Origin of the sequence: Bacillus mojavensis (assembly GCF_012648005.1) — a bacterium.
Lineage (GTDB): Bacteria > Bacillota > Bacilli > Bacillales > Bacillaceae > Bacillus > Bacillus mojavensis.
Map to the genome: position 1 here is coordinate 1,958,932 of NZ_CP051464.1, position 21,018 is coordinate 1,979,949.

At 39.6% G+C, this 21,018-nt stretch carries 17 protein-coding genes, 1 pseudogene and 1 riboswitch; of the genes and pseudogenes, 7 read left to right on the top strand and 11 right to left on the bottom strand.

Annotation, left to right across the window (positions count from 1 at the left end; genetic code table 11):
- Positions 1-13: 13 nt before the first annotated feature.
- Positions 14-1,087: a 2-hydroxyacid dehydrogenase gene (locus HC660_RS10000; protein ID WP_168747999.1), complete on the bottom strand. Its 1,074-nt coding sequence runs from the start codon at positions 1,085-1,087 to the stop codon at positions 14-16.
- Between the two features lie 46 nt (positions 1,088-1,133).
- Positions 1,134-1,225: riboswitch (SAM riboswitch) on the bottom strand.
- 148 nt (positions 1,226-1,373) lie between these two features.
- Here HC660_RS10000 and HC660_RS10005 point away from each other — a divergent pair.
- The gene (locus tag HC660_RS10005) at positions 1,374-3,416 is read left to right on the top strand and encodes a molybdopterin oxidoreductase family protein (protein ID WP_168748000.1); all 2,043 of its coding nucleotides are present in this window, start codon (positions 1,374-1,376) and stop codon (positions 3,414-3,416) included.
- Between the two features lie 110 nt (positions 3,417-3,526).
- Positions 3,527-3,823, top strand: coding sequence for a hypothetical protein (locus HC660_RS10010; protein WP_168748001.1), 297 nt, complete (start codon positions 3,527-3,529; stop codon positions 3,821-3,823).
- Between the two features lie 335 nt (positions 3,824-4,158).
- Here HC660_RS10010 and exlX read toward each other — a convergent pair whose 3' ends face one another.
- Together exlX and HC660_RS10025 are read right to left on the bottom strand one after the other, a co-directional pair.
- The gene (gene exlX / locus HC660_RS10020; RefSeq protein WP_168748002.1) at positions 4,159-4,857 is read right to left on the bottom strand and encodes an expansin ExlX; all 699 of its coding nucleotides are present in this window, start codon (positions 4,855-4,857) and stop codon (positions 4,159-4,161) included.
- Between the two features lie 255 nt (positions 4,858-5,112).
- Positions 5,113-5,790, bottom strand: coding sequence for a YoaK family protein (locus tag HC660_RS10025; protein WP_168749443.1), 678 nt, complete (start codon positions 5,788-5,790; stop codon positions 5,113-5,115).
- A 197-nt stretch (positions 5,791-5,987) separates the two neighbouring features.
- Here HC660_RS10025 and HC660_RS10030 point away from each other — a divergent pair, with 197 nt between their 5' ends.
- Complete coding sequence (locus tag HC660_RS10030) at positions 5,988-6,998, top strand: polysaccharide lyase family 1 protein (RefSeq protein ID WP_425321666.1); 1,011 nt, start codon at positions 5,988-5,990, stop codon at positions 6,996-6,998.
- Positions 6,999-7,284: 286 nt separating this feature from the next.
- Here HC660_RS10030 and HC660_RS10035 read toward each other — a convergent pair whose 3' ends face one another.
- Positions 7,285-8,058, bottom strand: coding sequence for an acetoin reductase (locus tag HC660_RS10035; protein ID WP_168748004.1), 774 nt, complete (start codon positions 8,056-8,058; stop codon positions 7,285-7,287).
- Positions 8,059-9,108: 1,050 nt separating this feature from the next.
- Between HC660_RS10035 and HC660_RS10040 the strand changes: the two genes are divergently transcribed.
- Both HC660_RS10040 and HC660_RS10045 read left to right on the top strand, forming a co-directional pair.
- The gene (locus HC660_RS10040; protein ID WP_244956489.1) at positions 9,109-9,603 is read left to right on the top strand and encodes a VanZ family protein; all 495 of its coding nucleotides are present in this window, start codon (positions 9,109-9,111) and stop codon (positions 9,601-9,603) included.
- Between the two features lie 171 nt (positions 9,604-9,774).
- Positions 9,775-10,320 (top strand): hypothetical protein, encoded by a 546-nt coding sequence (locus HC660_RS10045; protein ID WP_168748006.1) that lies wholly within the window; start codon positions 9,775-9,777, stop codon positions 10,318-10,320.
- A gap of 150 nt (positions 10,321-10,470) precedes the next feature.
- Here the strand turns inward: HC660_RS10045 and HC660_RS10050 are convergent, their stop codons facing one another.
- The 4 genes and pseudogenes from HC660_RS10050 to HC660_RS10065 form a co-directional block, all read right to left on the bottom strand.
- The gene (locus HC660_RS10050; RefSeq protein WP_168748007.1) at positions 10,471-10,827 is read right to left on the bottom strand and encodes a DUF3221 domain-containing protein; all 357 of its coding nucleotides are present in this window, start codon (positions 10,825-10,827) and stop codon (positions 10,471-10,473) included.
- Positions 10,828-11,110: 283 nt separating this feature from the next.
- Complete coding sequence (locus HC660_RS10055; RefSeq protein WP_168748008.1) at positions 11,111-11,590, bottom strand: YozF family protein; 480 nt, start codon at positions 11,588-11,590, stop codon at positions 11,111-11,113.
- A gap of 187 nt (positions 11,591-11,777) precedes the next feature.
- Positions 11,778-12,322: pseudogene (locus HC660_RS10060) on the bottom strand (delta-aminolevulinic acid dehydratase).
- Between the two features lie 354 nt (positions 12,323-12,676).
- The gene (locus tag HC660_RS10065) at positions 12,677-14,092 is read right to left on the bottom strand and encodes a sugar porter family MFS transporter (protein ID WP_168748009.1); all 1,416 of its coding nucleotides are present in this window, start codon (positions 14,090-14,092) and stop codon (positions 12,677-12,679) included.
- A gap of 534 nt (positions 14,093-14,626) precedes the next feature.
- On the opposite strand from HC660_RS10065, the gene HC660_RS10070 reads away from it, so the two are divergent.
- Positions 14,627-15,238, top strand: a complete 612-nt coding sequence (locus HC660_RS10070; protein WP_168748010.1) for a thermonuclease family protein — start codon at positions 14,627-14,629, stop codon at positions 15,236-15,238.
- 79 nt (positions 15,239-15,317) lie between these two features.
- Entirely contained in the window at positions 15,318-16,757 is a 1,440-nt protein-coding gene (locus tag HC660_RS10075; protein WP_168748011.1) for a flavin monoamine oxidase family protein, read from the top strand.
- Between the two features lie 191 nt (positions 16,758-16,948).
- Here the strand turns inward: HC660_RS10075 and HC660_RS10080 are convergent, their stop codons facing one another.
- The 3 genes from HC660_RS10080 to xylA form a co-directional block, all read right to left on the bottom strand.
- Complete coding sequence (locus tag HC660_RS10080) at positions 16,949-17,644, bottom strand: glycoside hydrolase family 11 protein (protein WP_010334501.1); 696 nt, start codon at positions 17,642-17,644, stop codon at positions 16,949-16,951.
- Positions 17,645-17,993: 349 nt separating this feature from the next.
- Entirely contained in the window at positions 17,994-19,493 is a 1,500-nt protein-coding gene (gene xylB / locus HC660_RS10085) for a xylulokinase (RefSeq protein ID WP_168748012.1), read from the bottom strand.
- 157 nt (positions 19,494-19,650) lie between these two features.
- Positions 19,651-20,988, bottom strand: coding sequence for a xylose isomerase (gene xylA, locus HC660_RS10090; protein ID WP_168748013.1), 1,338 nt, complete (start codon positions 20,986-20,988; stop codon positions 19,651-19,653).
- Positions 20,989-21,018: the final 30 nt, after the last annotated feature.

Consider the following 21,018-nt stretch of genomic DNA (forward strand, 5'->3'; position numbering starts at 1 on the left):
TGCCCTCCTTTTCTTACACCTCTGCTGTAAGATCGTTTCTGTTATATAAAGTCGGAATATTGAGAGTTTTTTCACCCTTCCACTTTTTAAGCGCTTCGTTCAGAATGGTAACGTGATGATCCTCCACTTCAAATGTTGCCCCTGCTAAATGAGGTGTTGCCAGAACATTAGGCAATGAGATAAATTCATAATCCGATTCCTCTGGAGGCTCGTGATAAAAAACGTCTAATATCGCTCCCCTGATTTTACTTTCTTTCAGTACAGATAAAAGATCCTCTCGGTTCACTACGACAGCTCGTGATGTATTCACGAAAATGGCGCTCTCTTTCATCAAGTCAAAATACGAACGATCAATGAGGCCAAGCGTATCATCTGTACGCGGCAGATGAACAGAAACGATATCACTGTCAGAAAAAACCTTCTCCAGAGAAACTTTTTCATATAGCTGATGATCGTGGTGTACGTATGGATCGTAATACAAAACCTTGCAGTCAAATGCAGTCAACAGTTTTGCGATCCTTTGCCCAACCGCTCCGAATCCCACCATACCCACGGTTTTTCCTGTTATTTCATTACCTTTGAATTTGGCATACGCCTGCAAATAATCGCTGTTCCATTTTCCATCTTGTAGCCATTGATTTGAGGTATTCGTATGACGGAGAAATGAAATTACATTTCCGATAAACATTTCAGCAACAGCTTGTGCGTTTCGCCCAGGCGTATAGAAAACCGGAATGTCTCTGTTTGACGCTGCTGTCACATCAACATTGGAAGGCATCCCCCTGCATACTCCCACGAATGAAAGTGCCGGCATTGATGCGAACACGTTTTCTGTCACTTGATCAAGCTCAGTAATCAACCCCGTCGCATTTGACTCTTGTAATAGCTGAATCAATTCTTCTTCTCTGTATGCCCGGCCGTTTTCTTTCCAAGACTGATAAACAACGGAACCGAACAATTTTTCAAGCTCTTTTCGTCCTTCTTCGTTATACGGTGCTGTAATCAAAACCGTCATGATGCAAAACATCCTTTTCATTGTTATTTTCCACACAAAAAAATCTCTCTCCAAAGATGGAAAGAGATTCATGTATAGGCGCACTCTGCCACAGACAGAAGCCGGTATAAACCTTACTTTCCTATCTTTCAAGCTGACGCTTGCTGGAATTGGCACAATAATGTTGCCGAGGTTTCATAGGGCCAGTCCCTCCACCTCTCTTGATAGAAAATGTTTTGTATGTAATTTTCAGAATTAAGAATACGTTAATCATAAAGAAGACCCAGATTGATGTCAATGTCTTTTTTTCAGAATTGACGTTATCATTCGAAATGTTATAATTCTTACAATATATCTAACTAGGGAGAGGAACTGGGCTATGAAATCGTTTGCCACTCAACAAAACGGCATTTTTAAATCCGTTTGCTCACTGGACTGCCCGGACCAGTGCGGATTACTGGTACATAAAAAAGACGGGAAGATTGTGAAAGTGCAGGGTGATCCTGATCATCCCGTGACAGCCGGAAATATATGCAACAAAGTACGAAATATGGCTGAGCGCATCTATGATGAGAAGCGGCTGACGACTCCGCTGAAACGAATAGGTATGAAGGGCGAGGCAGAGTTTAAACCAATTTCTTGGGAGGAAGCGATTGACACCATCACATCTCGCTGGAAACAGCTGATTGATGAAGAAGGGGCTGAAAGCATACTGCCTTACAGCTTTTACGGCAATATGGGAAAATTAACGGCTGAAGGAATGGACCGCCGCTTCTTTTACCGTCTGGGCTCAAGCCAGCTTGAGCGGACGATTTGCAGCAAAGCCGGTTCAGAAGGCTATAAATATACCATGGGTGTGAGTGCTGGAATCGATCCTGAAGAAACGATTCATACAAAACTGTTTATCTTTTGGGGAATTAACGCAGTCAGCACAAACATGCATCAAATTACAATCGCACAAAAAGCACGGAAAAAAGGCGCAAAAATTGTTGTAATTGATGTGCATAAAAATCAGACAGGGCGTCTCGCAGATTGGTTTATTCCTATAAAACCCGGTACCGACAGCGCGCTTGCCCTTGGAATCATGCACATATTATTTAAAGAAAACCTTTACGATGAAGCGTTTCTATCAGAATATACAGTCGGCTATGAAGAATTGCGCGAGCATGTGAAACAGTATCATCCAGAAAAGGTATCGCTGATCACTGGTGTCAGTACCGACGATATCTATCAGCTGGCAAAAATGTATGGTGAAACCTCCCCTTCCTTTATCAGAATCGGAAACGGCCTTCAGCATCACGACAACGGTGGGATGATTGTTAGAACGATTGCCTGTCTTCCGGCGATTACCGGTCAATGGATGCATACAGGAGGCGGTGCCATCAAGCATAACAGCGGAATTTTAGAATATAACACCAACGCGCTTCAGCGTCCTGATTTACTGAAAGGCCGCACACCGAGATCGTTTAATATGAACCAGCTGGGCAGAGTCCTTCTGGAAACAGACCCTCCTGTTCGCTCCCTCTTTATTTATGGGACGAACCCAGCCGTTGTGGCGCCAGAAGCGAACAAAGTCAGACAAGGCCTCCTGCGGGATGACTTGTTCACCGTGGTTCATGATTTGTTTTTGACAGAAACAGCCAAATATGCGGACATTGTACTGCCTGCTACATCTGCTTTTGAAAATACTGATTTTTACACCTCATACTGGCACCATTACATTCAGCTTCAGCAGCCGGTGATTGAGAAATACGGAGAAAGTAAGTCTAATACCGAGGTATTCCGGTTATTGGCTGAGGCAATGGGATTTACGGATCAGGAGCTGAAAGATTCAGATGAAGACTTAATCCGCCAGGCGCTTCACCATCCAGATAATCCTTATTTGGCAGAGATTCGTTATGAATCACTCACTGAACGTTCGTTTATGAAGGCGAAGCGTGAAAAGCCGCTGTTCCCGGGTAAATTGCCGACACCGAGCGGAAAAATAGAATTATATTCAGAAAAAATGAAACAAGCCGGTTTCCCGCCGTTACCGACACATACGCCGCTTGCGCCGGATCAAGAATTCCCGTTTATGTATGTTCCGGGGCCGAATCATAATTTCTTAAATTCAACGTTTTCCAACAATGCAAAGCACGTCAAACTTGAAAAAACACCGAAACTCTTTATCAACACGATAGATGCCGAAGAACACGGCATCACTGATGGTGAAGCTGTACGGATTTGGAACAGCCGAGGTGAGTGTGAACTAACCGCCGCAGTCGGAGAACAAGTGCTGCCCGGTGTTGTCGTCAGCCAAGGATTATGGGCAGATGAACCAGGCAAAAATCAGCTTGTTAACGCCCTGACCCCAGACCGCTTGTCTGATATGGGCGGAGGCGCCACTTTTTTCTCAGGCCGAGTGCAGATTGAGAAAGCATAGAAACCGTCCAGAGCTTGCTCTGGCGGTTTTTTGTGTACACAATCAAAAAAATGAAACCAATGATATGGATTGACCGTATAACATGACGATTACATAATGGAGGCAGACACATGGACGTTTTTTTAGGAATCGGTATTGCATTGGCTGGATATTTTATCGGAGAAGGATTAAAGCATATTAACAACCCAAAAGCTAACGGAAAAAATGACATCATGCTGATTAAAGAACGAGATATTCACTTTTACATCGGGCATTTTTTAGGCATAACCCAAGCGGAGGCGAAACACTTAGCGAAGGATCTCACAGACCTCCCTCATATTGAAATAAACGGAAAAAGATATGTGCAAAAACATATCTTAAGAGAATGGCTATTAACATTAGGAGAGGAACACCAAGCGAAAGATTAATACGAGTTTTTACAGGAGAGCGGTTCTTTCAGGCACCGCTCTTCCCCATTCAGCTGTCTTCCAGCCGGTAATAATTCTCAGCAGTATAGATTGGCCACCACCAAAACTTCGCTCCTCGGGAAAGGATAACCGGTCAAACCACAATTCAAATTCATGCACAACTTGATTGATTCTTCGTATGACTCAATACAGAAAGGGCTTTATTATTGTACAGGTAACTGCGATTAGTCCAATAAAACGAACTATGATGTTCAGTTTCCATAAAAATAAAAAGCAGGATCGGTAACCTGCTTTTCATGAATTTATTTATTTTCAGATTTTTCTTATAACCTGTTTTATTCAGGAAACTGCACATGCCCAGGAACTGTGTATGACTTAGATGTTCCGTTTTCAGGAAGCTTTGGAATCGTGTCTTTTACAACTTTTCCGCGAATGTCAGTGATTCTGACTTTAAGAGAGCCCGTTCCTAAATTGGTGCTGAGGAAATGATTATAGTCCGTTTTCTCCATGTTGATCCACTTTCCGTCTTTGTAGTATTCCATTTTCATAACGGGATACTTGTGATTTCTGACTTGAATTGCTGCCCACCACTGGCTGCTGCCTTCTTTAATCCGGTATGTGAAATTGCCAGTGATTGGCGCTTTGACCACACGCCATTTGATTTTAATTTTTCCATCTTTCATGGCACCGATTTTGCTGAATGCATTTGGTGAAAGATCAAGGGCTCCTGGGGCGCCCTCAGGGTATAGATCGGTAACATAGACGATCGTCTTCCCCTTTGGCCCTTCCACTTCAAGATAAGAGCCGGCAAGAGCAGCTTTCACACCGCCGTAATTCAGGTCCTTTGGGTTAATTGCCGTAATCTCCATGTCAGATGGGATTGGGTCAAGAAGGAAAGTCCCTCCTGAATAGCCTGATCCGGTATAGGTTGCATAGCCTTCGTGCAAGTCGTTATAGGCTGCTGAAGCTTGCGGGCAAAAGCAAAGGATCATCAGCATAACTACGCTTATTACAGCACTCATCTTCTTTTTCATAGACATCCTCCTAATCCAAGCTTTAAATGAGAATCATTATCATTGTAATGCTCATCAATGTGGATTAAAAGAGGACATAGATTCATAGATTGATTTATGTCTAATTCACTATTGTATATATATCAAAGGGTGCACTTTATATGACAATGCAATCCTTATGTTCTGATGCACATATGAACCAAAATTTTTATTTCATTCATAATGTATAAGCGCAAAAAATTCCCATCCCCGCTTCAAATCACAAGCGGGAAATTTTTACTTTACTTTTTGCAACTTGGTCAGAGCAGTAAGTATAATACCTAAAATGAGCACAATCGGAGCCCAAATAATGATGTAATGAAAATGCGGCTCTGCAAAAGCTACAATCATAGCCCCGACACAATATAATATGATAGCCAGCGCCCTTAACACAGCATCTCTTAAGAATGTTTTATTCTGTTTGGAGAAAAACAACCGGCCGGAAAGATCCTCTAAAAGAGAAGCCAATGTTCCGGTTAAAACAGTTGAAGAAATGCCTGCAATCCCCAGTCGTTTAGCTGCTATTGTTTGTATTCCCATGGCAATACTCAAAAGGATAATAAGGATGTACACGGGAACGAAAGCAGAAGATATTGAAAGACAAGCAAAAACAAATAAAATGAATGCCTCAATTGCCAGCGCTTTTGTTACAGGGGATGGCCAAAATGTTTTCTCTGCCTTTCCAACAATGATCGTGGAAACAATTACTCCCACGATAAAACCGATTAGCGCAGTTAAAGAATGAAAAACAGTGACTTGAAGAGATTTTCCGATCGCTAATCCCAATAAAACGATATTTCCCGTCATATTAGCAGTAAAGACGTGTCCTAGGCTTAAATAGCCGATCACATCCACGATTCCAGCTGTTAAACAAAGAAGAGAAAGCAAAGTGTTTCGATATGCTGCAGCAGTCAATGATGTATCAATCCTTTCGTGTTGTTCCAATTGTAATTCTTTTATTTACATCAAGAAAACATATAAAATCCCGGTTTTGTTCAGGAATATAGACTCTATTCTTCCTTTTATCCAACTGTAATAATAATCCATATGCAATTTATTTAAATTTGAAAGGAAGCTGAGTGGCTTTGAAACGATTTTCTTTATTATTTGCCATGTTAAGTTTATTATTGCTTCTCTTGCCTGAAAAAGCTTTAGGCGCCGTCGATTTTCCAAATACTTCGACGAATGGCATCTTAGGCTTTGCCGGAAATGCAAAAAATGAAAAAGGAGTCTCTAAAGCGAGCACAACCGGCGGAAAAAACGGTCAGATCGTCTATATCCAAAGTCTAAGTGATTTAAAAACCCATCTGAGCGGGTCAACACCTAAAATTTTAGTGCTTCAAAATGATCTAACCGCTTCCTCAAAAACAACGGTAACCATTGGTTCAAATAAAACACTGGTCGGTTCTTACGCTAAGAAAACGCTGAAAAATATTTATTTAACAACATCATCTTCATCTGGAAACGTCATCTTTCAAAATCTGACCTTTGAACACAGCCCGCAGATTAACGGAAATAACGATATTCAGCTTTATCTAGATTCAGGCTTCAACTACTGGATCGACCATGTGACATTTTCAGGACACAGCTATAGTGCTGGCGGAAGTGACCTGGACAAGCTGTTGTATATCGGTAAATCAGCTGATTATATCACCATCAGCAACTCAAAATTCGCAAATCATAAGTACGGTTTAATTTTAGGATATCCTGATGATTCCCAGCACCAATATGACGGCTATCCGCACATGACCATCGCCAACAACTATTTTGAGAATTTGTATGTAAGAGGCCCTGGGCTGATGAGGTATGGCTACTTTCATGTCAAAAACAATTACAGCAACAATTTTAACCAAGCGATTACCATCGCGACAAAGGCAAAAATATACTCTGAATACAATTATTTTGGAAAAGGCAGCGAAAAAGGAGGAATCCTTGATGACAAGGGCACCGGATACTTTAAGGATACAGGAAGCTATCCGTCCTTGAACAGGCAATCCTCTCCGTTGACAACATGGAATCCAGGCTCCAATTACAGTTACCGGGTTCAAACTCCGCAGTACACAAAAGAATTTGTCACAAAATATGCCGGAACACAAAGTACAACACTGGTTTTTGGCTATTGACATAAAGAGGGGCTTGCGTAAAACGCCAAGTCTCTCTTTTAAGGCTATGTATTGTGTGGCTTGCTTGTGTCTAAAACTCACACATGCGCCATAATGTTGTTTGTTTCCTGAACAAGTTAAACATGCTCTCACGGACCAAATATTTTTTCACCAAAATGTCCATTCAATTTTCTTACATGAATACATGGACCTCTCAATTGCTTTTCTCATTATACAACAGGAGTCATTATTGATTCATCTCGAACAAAAAGAATCCATCTCCAAAATGGATTCTTTTATAATTCTATCATCTATAAACCAGGCCGCCATCAGTTAAAATAGCTTGACCGGTAATGTAATCTGTATCATCTGAAGCTAGAAATGAGACTAAATTGGCCACATCTTCAGGTGTTTGATATCTTTTGAGAGCAATGTCTGAAGAGAATTTTTCAAATGCTTCTCCTGGTTTGAAATCATCGCTATGTTTAACCATTTCTTCATCAATGCGATCCCACATTTTTGTTTTTGCAACACCAGGACAATATGCGTTTACTGTTATTTTATATGTGGCTAACTCTTTAGCAGCTGAATGAGTAAAAGATTTCACAGCATGCTTCGTCGCGGAATATGTTCCTAGCATTTCAAATGATTCGTGCCCTGCTATACTGCATGCGTTAATGATTTTGCCTTTTGTTTCTTGTTTAATGAATTGGTCGGCAGCTGCTTGAGTGCCAAACACAACGCCATTGACATTAACCTTGAACAATTGATTCAGTTGGTCTTCTGTTATTTCTAAAAATGGAGAAACTGCCTCAATGCCAGCATTGTTTACAAACACATCCAAACGACCAAATGTATCTGCCGCTGCTTTAACTAAATTGAATTGGTCATCACGCTTGGATACATCCCCTTTTATTCCGATAACATGAAAGCCATTTTCTTTGAAGTCTGAAACAGTTGCATGCAGCAGTTCCTCGTTAATGTCATGCAGAACGACACTAAAACCATCCTTGCACAACCTCTCTGCTATCCCTCTCCCTAAACCGCCTGCGGAACCAGTAACTATTGCTACCTTGGTCATAAATATTCCCCTTTCGAAATGAGGTATAGTGACGATATATTTATTTTAACAAATCAGTGTTTCTCCACATCGCTAAACTGCTGTTTCAAAAGAAAGCTTGTATTATATAGTTAATTCAAGTTGAAATCACTACAGGATTGATCCATAATACAGATTTATCTATATGACGTGTGTAAACATGACAACACCATTGGTAACGATATGTACACCGAGCTCTTATCCGTTTTCTTTAGTCATCATGCGCTGTACTACATTGTATTAGGAATACATTAAAGCGGTTCCCAAGAGCTATTATGTCATCGTTATGGTCAAACTTCTCAATGTAGTTTCTCTTGCTTAACATACATACCATTGAATTTCGTATGGTGTAATGCCATTTTGGTCTTGATTCCAAAGAATGCGTGATGAAGTCGTTTTTTTAAATGATGAAGAGGAGCTCATCGACCTGGTTCACTTTTTCATCATTCAAATAGAGTTATCCCTATTCAATTCCTTTTTTTATTATCAGATTCTTAATGTTGGTTTTTATTATGTGGTGTAAAAGAGGAGAAAGCCCCCTCTTTTACACTTGTATTTCTCCATAACATAATCTGTCACATAACTCATAGTTACCGCCAGTTTGATACATGCAACGTTGATAACATCGTTGTGGATCATAAGAGATTGTTAGGTGTTGAGGCACATGATAGTTCAGATCGTAAGGCGAATACCAAACTGGATATTGTCTAAACACATCGAACCCTCCATTCGTTCCTCTGGTTTTACTGTATTGTATTTTGCCTCACAGCCAAATGCGTTTGTCCATATGAAATTAGGCTTTCTTTAAAAGAACGCCCCTTTTTGAAAGCAATTAAACACATTCCATTCTAGATAAAAGTCTTCTAATATTGTAATCTCAATCTCTTTCCTAATTATGTTAGAATAGATCAAAAAAGAAATCGTGGTGTTTTTATGCTTGACTCAACTTTTCTCTTGATATTCATATTTGTACTTTATATTTGTTTTATTCTTTATAGAATTATGAAGCGATTTATATATAAGAAAGAACGAATGGCCATTTATAAGCACCTTGTTATTTTTTGTTTAATTGTTTACTTCTTTGAACTGATAAGTGTTACTATATTTCCTTTACCTATAGATCGCGATTTAATTGCGAACTTGAGGAACGATTCCTATCATCCATTTTTGTATGGAAATAACTTTATCCCGTTTTGCTTCGTTGTAGATATTTATCATCTGGGTTTGCAGTTTTATGTGATAAGATCTCTTGGTGGAAATCTAATTTTACTGCTGCCAGTTGGCTTATTGTTCCCTCTTTTATTTGACAAGTTAAGGAACCTAAAACGAATTTTATTAACTGGTTTTTTTATCTCATTGTTTATAGAACTAACGCAACTTTCGATTTCAATGTATTTAGGAAACTCTTATAGAAGTTTTGACGTTGATGATTTAATCCTTAATACGTCAGGTGCTGCACTAGGATACGGGCTGTTTTGTATTCTTCCGTCGTTATATAAAAAATTCCAATTCTTTCATAAACATTGAATCACTTTCTGATGAAGACATGTAACTCCCTCAAGCACACAATATGATCGAAAAGGTGTCAATTAATTGTTCAATCAAAAACCATCACTAGCACGAGAAATGATGTTTATTGGAAGATCGCAAGTGAAAGGATATAATTAACATAACTAATCATTTTAAGGTGATACGAAAATGGACAGTATAATGAAATCTCATTTTGAACATTTAGAAGCAAAGGACAAAAGCCTGCAATTAGAAGCCTTTCAGCATATTATTAACGCCACAAAAGAGAAAGTAGACTGGGCTTATGAAGTGTGGGACCAATTAATAGGATGGCTGACCGATCCGGATAACCACAGGCGAGCGAGAGCAGCACAGTTTCTTGCTGGTTTAGCAATCAGTGATCCGGATAAACGGATGCTGCGCGACTTTCCAGCATTATGGGAAGTGACCAAGGATTCAAAATTTGTAACTGCTCGGCATAGTTTACAATCAATTTGGAAGGTTGGCTTAGCCGGGCCAAAACAAAAAGAAATGGTGCTTACTCATATTATTGATCGCTTTAAAAATGGCATAAACGAGAAACATCATACATTGATTCGCTACGATATGATTGTAGGATTAAAAAAATTATACGATGAAGACAAAGATGAGTACATTAGGGAAATAGCAATGGAATTGATTGAGCTCGAGAAAGATAGCAAATATCGAAAGAAATATTTGTCAGCCTGGAAATAACCCTTTTATGCAATGTTCTGCAAACGTTAAAACAGCACTACGTCTTCGTGTGAGTGCTGTTTTTTATGCTATATTTATTCCTCTTCAAATTGTTATATATGGTTTGGAGAGCTTTTTATGAAAATGATCATACGTGGGGGATGCCAACTGTTATAACCTTTTAAATTTTTTAATTGTTGCTTTTGGAGGTTCAGATTCTTTAAGAGTGTTGAACCACACCTTCATTTTTTTACCTGTCACAAGGTCTTCTTTGTTTTCAATTTGACTTAATCCCAATATCACAACATGACTTTTATATTTTTTTATTAGTCTATCTTGAGACAATTGAAAGTCTTCTTTATCAGGAGTATGTTTGCCCTCAAGAAATATGGCTGACTTTTCATCCTTAATAAGGATAAAACCAACAAGGTTCTGCATCTTTGGCGTTTTTATTTTATTTTCTTCCTTATCATTGCAGCCTGAAATAAAAGCAAAGAACGCTAAGACCAGTATCGCGATTTTATGCATTTATCTCTCCCTTTTTGGTGTATATCTTTATAATAACGTGACACAAAAGTGTTGCACCCGTCACGACAGGACAAATTTATAGATTTGCAGAACAGATGTACACGGTAAACTCCCTTCAATTCAGCTTTACATTTCCGTTACACATCATTCCCTAGTGCCTGCACACAAAAAACAATTGAATATTTAGTACATGGTACAATATGATGAATTAACTATTTAGTTGACCAATAGACTCATTTACTAACATCGCATTGTGCCTTTTGTGAAAAGCTTGTAACCTTTTCTAACTGAATGTTAAGGTTTGTTTTAATTGGCGTCCTTCTTTTCCTTTTTGTGTCCAAATAATAACAACCTCTAATTCAGATGCCTTTTCAGCCACCATAAAATGTGTAAACTTCAGCGGGGTACCATCGTTTAAACTTTCGGCTAAGCTTATTAAATCCTCCTTCTGTCTCACACAATTTTCGTTGGGACAGCCAAAAAGTGAAAACCTTGTGGTTGAATCAGGATCATTTCTATACAATTGTACATCTACTGTAGCTGCGGCTTCCCCTATGTTTTGGATGTCCATTGAATAGACGTGATATTCCCCCTTTTTTGGACTCGCTAATTCCTTTGCATTTTTTGCTTCGGTTATCTCGACTGACCATTGCTCTGTTTTTTGTTTAATTGGCAACTCTGTGAATGTCAGAGCTTGAGTCTTTGTTTGAACAAAAATCAATGCAAATATTAAAACACATAAGGAAAGTAAGTGCTTCTTCACTTCGTATCTCCTTCTTTCTTTTTCATTAGCTTCCCCAAAATAGGTGTCCGGTATGACGTATAATAAAAAGCCCTCATTGATTGAGAGGGCTTCAATTACAATTGAAATGCTATTTCATTAATCTGTGTGAATCTAAGCAGGACTTTCTGCAACATAGCAATATAATAGCTATGTATATGGTTTAGATTCAATACAATTGAAACAAGCTTGTTTCTTTGTCGATCGAAGCAGCCTTTTGAAAAGCGCCTTTAGAGATTTCGCATTTGTCATTTGTTCATATATGAATGTGAGGACGAAAATAAGCGAAGCGTTTCCATCTATATAGTCGCCAGGGGCTATGTAAGAAGAGCTTTTGCATTGTCTAAACGCTTCTGCAAGCCTTTTGTCACCTAATGTGCATCCAGTTGCTAACACATGCACCCCTCGTAAATCTGCATACGCCCGAACTTCTTCAGGACCGAAATAACATGAACGCGGCTCATTTTTTTCATAAACGTCTTGTCCCAATTCCGGTAATATAAATTTTCCATCTTCTCCATGAAAACTTAAAATCATATAGTCGGTTTCTCCCCGGTTCTCGCCCGAAAGCACGCTAACTAAATCATTAGGTCGTCCAACCCAATGCATGTGTACTTTTGCACCATAATATTCAAGTGCGGAACGTAATGCAAATGATTCTAACTCACAATGTGGCCCTGCCACTAAAGTAATGCGCATGCTTGACTGACTCAAATCAAATAGCCTCCCCAAAGGTATTAGTGACCTACATTCTAGCTTCAGTCAGATTAAAATGTGATATCAAAAGGTTCCGTTATTTATTTCCCAACCGAAAAGAACTTCAACAAATCATCATTAAAATCTTTTTGTTTGAGCAGATTAGGGCATGCCATATGCACATCCAATGTTATCCCATCATTTCCTTAGCCAATACGAATGGTGGCCTTCACGTAATCGTTGAATGAAAAAAGTTTGCTTTCTCCCACAATCCATATCCAATATTTCTCGTACTTCATTAGGAGACTTCTGATGCAGAATTGCTTTCTTAATTAACCTAATCGAGTTTACAATAACATTTTAGTACAGATATCACGCTTCATGAATTGATTTTTCAGAGTCATAATGTTCATCTATTGAACGGAAATGCTCTTCTAGTTCCTCAAGTGTTCGTCCCTTAGTTTCCGGCATGAATTTGTATACAAAACCGATTGCCAATATACCCAAAGCGACAAATATAAAGAAAGTAAAGGATAAGCCTGCTGAGCTAAGCATGATTGGAAAAGCAAAACCGATGATAAAGTTTAAAATCCAAAGGAAAAATACACTGATGCCAGTACCAAGCCCCCTTAATCGCTGCGGGAATATTTCTGCAATGACCAGCCATGTTACTGGTCCGACACAGCCCTGCATAAAGGCTAGAAATAAAACGGTCAAAGATAGCACGATATACGGGAGTGCTGCTGATCCATCAAGCACGATTGAGAATATGGCAATGAATAAAAGCGCTGTGGTCGTTCCTGATAAACCAATCATCAATATCGGGCGCCGGTTCACCCTGCCAACCAGCCAAATGCCGATGATAACGGCAATGACTGATATCAATCCATTCCCAATATTAGCGATTAAAGCTGCCTTTGTACCAAAACCGGACTCTTGCAGGATTTGAGTGCCGTAATACATAATTGAATTGACACCTGTGATTTGATTAACGATGGCAACACCGATACCAATCAATAAAAGACGGCGCAGCCACGGTGTAGTAAACTCTTTGATCGATGCCTTCTCTACATTTGAATCTTTAACTGCCGCTGCTTGTATTTCCTTAAATTCTGCTTCTGCCCTTTTCTCGTCACGTATGAGTTTAAGGACGCGCAGCGCATCGCTTTTTTTACCTTTAGAAGTTAGCCACCTCGGGCTCTCCGGAACCATGAGCATACTTGCAAATAAAATGAGAGCCGGTATGGCACAAAGGATAAGCATGTATCTCCAAACATGCCCTGTATCAGCCATTGCAACACCAAGAATCGCGTTAAAAACGTAGGCTAAAAATTGCCCGCCGACGATCATCAGTTCATTTTGCGTTACCATACGCCCTCTTTTCTCATACGGCGCCATTTCTGCTAAAAAGGCTGGTACCATTGAAGATGCCCCACCGACAGCCAGTCCCAGAAAAAACCGAAAGATAACCATTGTTAAAACATTCGGCGCAAATGCTGTTCCAAGCGATGCCAGAAAGAATAAAAAGGATAGATTAAGGATCATTTTACGTCGGCCGTAGCGGTCAGCCAATTTGCCGCACAGCAATGCACCAAACGCTGCTCCTAATAGAAGCATACTTGTAACCAGCCCTTCTGTGACCGGTGTTAAGTTAAGTTGATCAGATCTTGCCATAAAAGGTAAGGCTCCATTTATAACTCCAGTGTCATATCCAAAGAGAAGCCCGCCAAATGTTGCTGAGATCATTATCAACTGCAAAAACGACCTGGGATTTCGTTGTTCTTTCATACCCTTTCCCCACCTTTATTAAGAATGCTTTATATGTTTTTCTTTCTCGTCAACCGAATGTGCTGGTTTCACCCTTTCTCTTTTAAAAGAGCAATACTCATTTCAGCCAGGTTTTTTATTTCCCGAGACCCTATTAATCTGAATATTGAAAAAACTTAATGCGGTGAACGAGGCTTTCGTAAGAACAAACTCTATTGAAATCGCTTTCATTCATTTCGTGAGAAACATATCCACTTTATTGTTATTTCCTTGTTATATGTTTGTTACATCCTAGTTAGGTTTGATATTATCATAATTTCAAAAGCGCTTTCAGTCAATTATAAAACTTCTGAGTTTTTAGCAATCGTAGAATTTCCCAGATAAAACGCCTATTCATGGTTACGTTTTTGAAATCTTGTTGTGATATTTGAATATTGATTAAGAGTTTGTACTCAAATATAAACGTGTTAAGAAAAATACTTTCACAATAAATAGCGATATCATTATAATGAATGATGGTTGATTGAGATAGAAACAGAAGAAGGGGAAATCGAATTGAAGAAAGCAATGGTAGGCTTTAGTCTATTAGCTTTGAGTTTTTCGTTGGCAGCCTGCGGATTAAATGATACTGCTGAAAAAAGCAATTCAGATCTTAAACAGCCAGTTGCCAAGAATTCTCAACCTGAAGCAAAAAAAGGATTGGTGGATGCTGTGTTAGAAAGGCCTGTTGACGGAGATACGATCAAAGTTAGCTATAACGGCAATATTGACACAGTTCGCTACTTGCTCATTGATACTCCAGAGACTAAAAAGCCAAATTCATGTGTTCAGCCATATGGCGAGGATGCATCTAAACGAAACAAAGAATTGGTTAGCGGCGGCAAGCTGCAATTAGAATTTGATAAAGGAGAGCGCAGAGATAAATTCGGAAGGCTGTTAGCTTACGTTTATGTCGATGGCAAGTCTGTTCAAGAAACACTGTTAAAAGAAGGATTAGCCAGAGTAGCATATGTTTATGAGCCAAATACGAAATACATAGACCAGTTTAGAAAAGATGAACAGGAAGCACAAACGCAAAAACGTTCTATTTGGAGTAAAAACGGTTATGTGAATACCAGAGGATTTAAAGGCTGTGTTAAGCAGCACTCCACTGAAAAACACAAGTGAAAAAAGGATATAGTTCGTGATAGACACCCTTTTGAATGAATATAATGCAATAAATCAAAAAAGAGGGTGCCTTACATAAATGAATGCTCTACTAAAGAACGAAGACATGATTGCGATTATTAGAAATGGTCTTAACTCATCACAATCCCCAAAGCATATTATTATCGTTGGCGCCGGGTTGGCTGGGCTTGTTTCTGCATCTTTACTGAAGAACGCAGGACATAAAGTGACGATTCTGGAAGCGAGTGATAGAGTCGGGGGCCGAGTTTGCACGTTGCGATCTCCCTTCAGTGCCGGGCTGTATTTCAATGTTGGACCAATGCGTATTCCGGAGATCCATACTCTAACCTGGGAATATATAAAAAAATTCAGCCTGCCAACCAATGTATTTTTGAACAGAACTCCAATGGACATCATTTACGCCAATGGCATTCAAACACGTCTTCATCATTTTGAAAGCAATCCGGGTATCTTAAGATACCCAGTTGCAGAAAATGAACAAGGAAAAACGGCCGAAGAGCTGATGCTTTCTGTATTGCAGCCTATTCTTAATTTTATTTCTGTAGATCCCGCGAGAAATTGGCGGATTGTTGAAACACAGTACAGGAACCATTCGTTAGCCTCTTACTTGAATACTTATTTTTCAAACGGTGCAATCGATATGATCGGCGTACTGTTGGATATGGAAGCATATATGGGGATGTCCCTTGTTGAAGTGTTACGGGAATCCATCTTCTATACGTCGCCAACTCGCTTCTATGAAATAACAGGCGGCATGGACCGGCTTCCTCAAGCATTTCTTCCCCAATTAAAAGAACATATTGTCTTCCATCATAAAATGGTGAAAATATCTCAAAATCAAAACAATGTTACGATCAACTGCATTCATCAACAGACAGCAAACCATTTGGAAGTGACAGGCGATCTCGCTATCATAACCATCCCATTTTCAACATTGCGTTTTGTCCAATTTGAACCATATGATTCATTTTCTTATTATAAACGGCTGGCCATTCGTGAACTCAACTATATTGCCGCAACAAAAATCGGAATAGAGTTTAAGAGCCGTTTTTGGGAAAAAGCTGGGCAGCGCGGCGGCAAATCGATCACTGATCTTCCGATAAGATTTTCATATTATCCCAGCATTGACATTGGCTCGAATGGTCATGCTGTTATTGTAGCGAGTTACACATGGGCGGATGAGGCGCTGATATGGGACAGTCTTTCAGAGGGAGAGCGCCTCCGCTATACTTTAATGAATTTATCAGAAATATATGGTGATATAGTGTGGTCAGAATTTGTGACCGGCGCTTCTTTTAGCTGGACCCTCAACCCTTATTCAGCCGGAGGGTTCACAGCTTTCGAACCAGGACAGGAATTACAGCTGTATCCATATATCCCTACCCCTGAAGGGAAAATACATTTCGCTGGAGAACATGCCTCACTTACTCATGGATGGATGCAAGGAGCGATTGAATCCGGAATACGAACGGCGTATGAAGTGAATCGTATCACTTAAATCCTCCGTTTTTTATATTCCTTTTTGATGACGGACATTGATGTTGTTGAATACTAGAGAAACAGCAATTAGGATAGTATAACTAATTTAAAAAAACCCTTCACATGACTGTGAGGGGTTTTTTGTGCGTAGACAATACTTCCGATTTGATCGTAAATCAAGAGTTTGAACGGTTACCAAATCAGGATGATTTATTGCTTACCGCCAATAGTCAATACATTCGTAGTTACATTAGCACTGCCATTACTTTGATATCCCTCTACCGTAAGCGCGGTTTCATACATTTTACCCATTGGCATTCCTAAGCTTTCCCACTTCTTGAAGTGTTCGCTGACAGATACGGTTCCGCTCGTGCGTTTTGTCTGTCGGACACTCCAATATTGTTTAAAAGTCGCGATGCCTATAATGGAGGGTTGGTTGATTCGAGTGGTCTCATAAATGTCATATGTCCCTCCATCAACAGTAAAAGTACCCTTTGGTATTCCGGTCGGTCTATAGGTGCCCCAATTATCGACGATATAATATTCTACGAGTGGATCTTTCGTCCATCCATAAACACATAGATAAGAATTTCCTCCCGGATTGAAGGTTGCGTTGTAACGAATTGATATGTTTCCAAGTTGTGAGTGAGTCTTGGTTGTATCGAATTTCTTGCCTTTTCTAAATAAAGCATTCCCAATGTTACTCCACTGGGCACTAAACGCGCCGCCGCTATTGAGCGTCATACTTGTGTTCCCATAATCCTTCCACAATTCATAGTCATAGCCATCTTGGGAGCCAGTTTGATTTGAGGTGATTGTAGTTGCCGCCTGTGCGGACCATGCAGGTAATGTCAGCACTAGACTAAATAAAACCGCTAAAAAAAACTTCATTCTTTTTTGTTTCATTTGGTATACCTCCTGTTTGATTAGATTGTATTTGAGTCTTACCGTAATGTTTGTCCCTCACCACCTTTCAAAAGAAAGCAGCCTAGTAGCTATAATATTCTTCTGCTATGCTATCCCCCTAAAAATTTAGCTTGGTAATGTAATAGCTTTGTGTTTTTTGATTATCAATAGAATGGCATTAAATGATTTTTTGATACCGCTTTCAATTTTGTTAACAGATATATAAACCCAACTTCTATGATGCAGCTGTAGTTATATGATTAAAGGGGCTTATGATCATGATGAGCCGTTAATTGTTCTTTCATTGATCTCCTGGAAAAAATAAACGCTTACCGGCCCTCACTAATCATTAGTTTGTTCGAAAGCTCTTCAAAGCTGTATTGAGATCCTTAGTGTGAGTGTAAATTTTCTTATATAAATCGAATAGCGTTTTATATTGTTGAACATTTTGTTCCTTGGGATAAAATGTAGAAGCCTTGTGAATAAACTGCTTTGCACATTCTTCAAGGGATTCAAACCACCCACTTCCAAAGGCAGCTAGCATAGCAGCCCCCATGGCTGGGCCTTGTTCATTTTCTAACTTAATCACGCTCGCATTGAAAATATCAGCTTGCATTTGCAGCCACGTTTCATTTTTAGCTCCCCCACCAATAGAAATAACAGTATTTACTGATTTTCCGGCTTCGCGGAATAGCTCAATTGATTCATGTAAAGAGAATGTGATGCCTTCCATTATTGCCCTCAAAAAATGCTCTCTTTTGTGGGCTCCATCCATTCCGATCAAGCTTCCCCGAATAGAAGAATCAGCATGTGGCGTTCTTTCACCAACCAAATAAGGAGTGTATAGCAGGCCATTTGCTCCTATCGGAATAGATTCCACTCCCTGCAATAATTGCTCAAACGATTCGTTTGGTGCAAATGTTCTTTTAAACCAGTCCAAGCTGTACCCTGCAGCGAGTGTGACTCCCATTGTATAAAAAGAATCCTTTTTTCCATGATTAAAAAAGTGCACTTTTCCTTTAAAGTCTCTTTCTTTGTCTTCTTCGTGGGAAAGTATGACCCCTGACGTCCCAATACTGCATAGTGTTTTTTCGGAAGAAAGAATACCCGCTCCAATAGCACCGCAAGCATTATCAGCTCCCCCGGCGTATACTTTTGTTTTTTCCAATAGCCCTGTCTCCGCCGCAACGTGCGGAAGCAGCGATCCTACACAATCATGAGATTCAACAAGCGGAGGACAAATATCTGCAGAAATACCAAATCGATTGCAAATATCATCGCTCCACTCCTTGCGAGTAATATGTAAAAGCAACGTTCCTGCTGCATCGGAGTATTCGGTGTGAATGGCACCAGTCATACGAAATCTCACATAGTCTTTCGGAAGCAAAAAAACAGCTGTTCTTTTAAAAAGTTCAGGCTCATGTTCCTTCACCCATAAAATTTTAGGTAATGTAAACCCTTCTAAAACTCGGTTTTTTGTGATATCAAGCAGATAATCGCCGAAATTTTCAGTCATCCAAATACATTGAGGCGTCGTTCTGGTGTCATTCCAAAGAATTGCATGACGCAACACCTTTAAGTCTTGGTCAAGCAGGACTAACCCATGCATTTGTCCTGAATAGCTTATCCCGTCAATATCCTTGGCTTGAACGTTGGATATGGAAACCAATTCAGCCAATGCATCAATTGTTTGCTGCACCCAGTCTTCGGGATTTTGCTCACTATACCCTGCCTTCTCTTGAATGAGCGGATAACTCTTCGACGTTTCTGCACACACCTTGCCGTTTTGATTGACTAAAATCGTTTTAACAGCACTCGTTCCAAGATCTACTCCAATGACATACTTCATTTTTTCACCCCTTACCCTTATAAAAAAACCATTCACTCAAAATAAAACCCAATTATAGAAAGTACCCGTCATAACAATAAGCAAAAGGTAAGAAATCATGACGGGCAGCCTCAGGTAACTTGGGTATCATACCTTTTATCGTGATTCTCTTTATCTGTTATACTTCTAAAATGTATTGGTTCAATAAAGCTTTTAATCGCTCTTGTCTTCCTGATTCGTTTTGAATTGATTTATTATTAAGCGCATATTGCTCAAGAGTATGGAAATTAGCTCTTCCTTCTGTAATTTCAAGACCAATTCCTTCAGTAAAGCTGCGATAACGATGTTGAATCACATCATCAAACACACGATCTTCGATCAATTTATGGGCTACTCTCAATCCTCTTGCAAATGCATCCATCCCCGCAACATGGGAATATATTAGATCATCAGGCTCAAAAGAAGATCTTCTAACCTTCGCGTCGAAGTTTAATCCGCCGCTTCCAAGGCCGCCATTTTGCAGGATTTCGTACATTGCTAATGTCGTAGAATATAAATCTGTTGGAAATTCATCTGTATCCCAGCCTAAAAGAGGATCACCCTGGTTCGCGTCAACAGAGCCAAGAAGACCGTGTACTCTTGCCATCCGTAATTCATGTTCAAATGTATGCCCGGCTAATGTGGCATGATTGGCTTCGAGATTTAATTTAAAATGATTGTCTAAGCCATATTGCTTTAAAAAGGCAATGGTTGTTGCTGCATCTGTATCATATTGATGAGTGGTCGGCTCTTTTGGTTTTGGTTCAATCAAAAACTGTCCTGTATATCCGATTTCCTTCGCATAATCCACTGCCATATGCATAAATCTCGCCAAATTATCAAGCTCCAATTTTAAATCGGTATTTAACAATGTGTCATATCCTTCACGGCCGCCCCAAAATACATAGTTCTCGGCGCCAAGCTCTTTTGCTGTTTCTAACCCTTTTTTTACTTGTGCTGCAGCATACGCAAACACATCTGCATTGCAGGAAGTTGCGGCACCATGGACGAAACGGGGATTCGTAAACATGTTTGCAGTATTCCATAATAGCTTAACGTTGCTATTGCTCATGTAATCTTTAATCATGCCCACGATGATATCTAAATTTTGATTTGTTTCTTTTAACGTATTTCCTTCTGGCGCAACATCTCGGTCATGAAAAGCAAAAAATGGTGCATCCAGTTTTTCAAACATCTCAAAAGCTGCTTCTACTCTCGCCTTCGCCAGATCCATTCCTTTATAGTGATCCCATGGTCTTTGCATCGTAGCTGCCCCAAAAACGTCTGTGCCGTCAGCGGTAAATGTGTGCCAATAGGCAATAGAAAATCGCAAATGCTCTTTCATCGTTTTTCCGCCGATTACTTCTTCAGAATTATAATATTTAAATGCTAAAGGATTAGTGGAATCTTTCCCTTCATAAACCACTTTGTTTACGCTTCCAAAATAGTTGACTGAACTAGAATGAGTTTGAGCCATCTTATTTCCCCCTTAAAAATAAATTCAAAA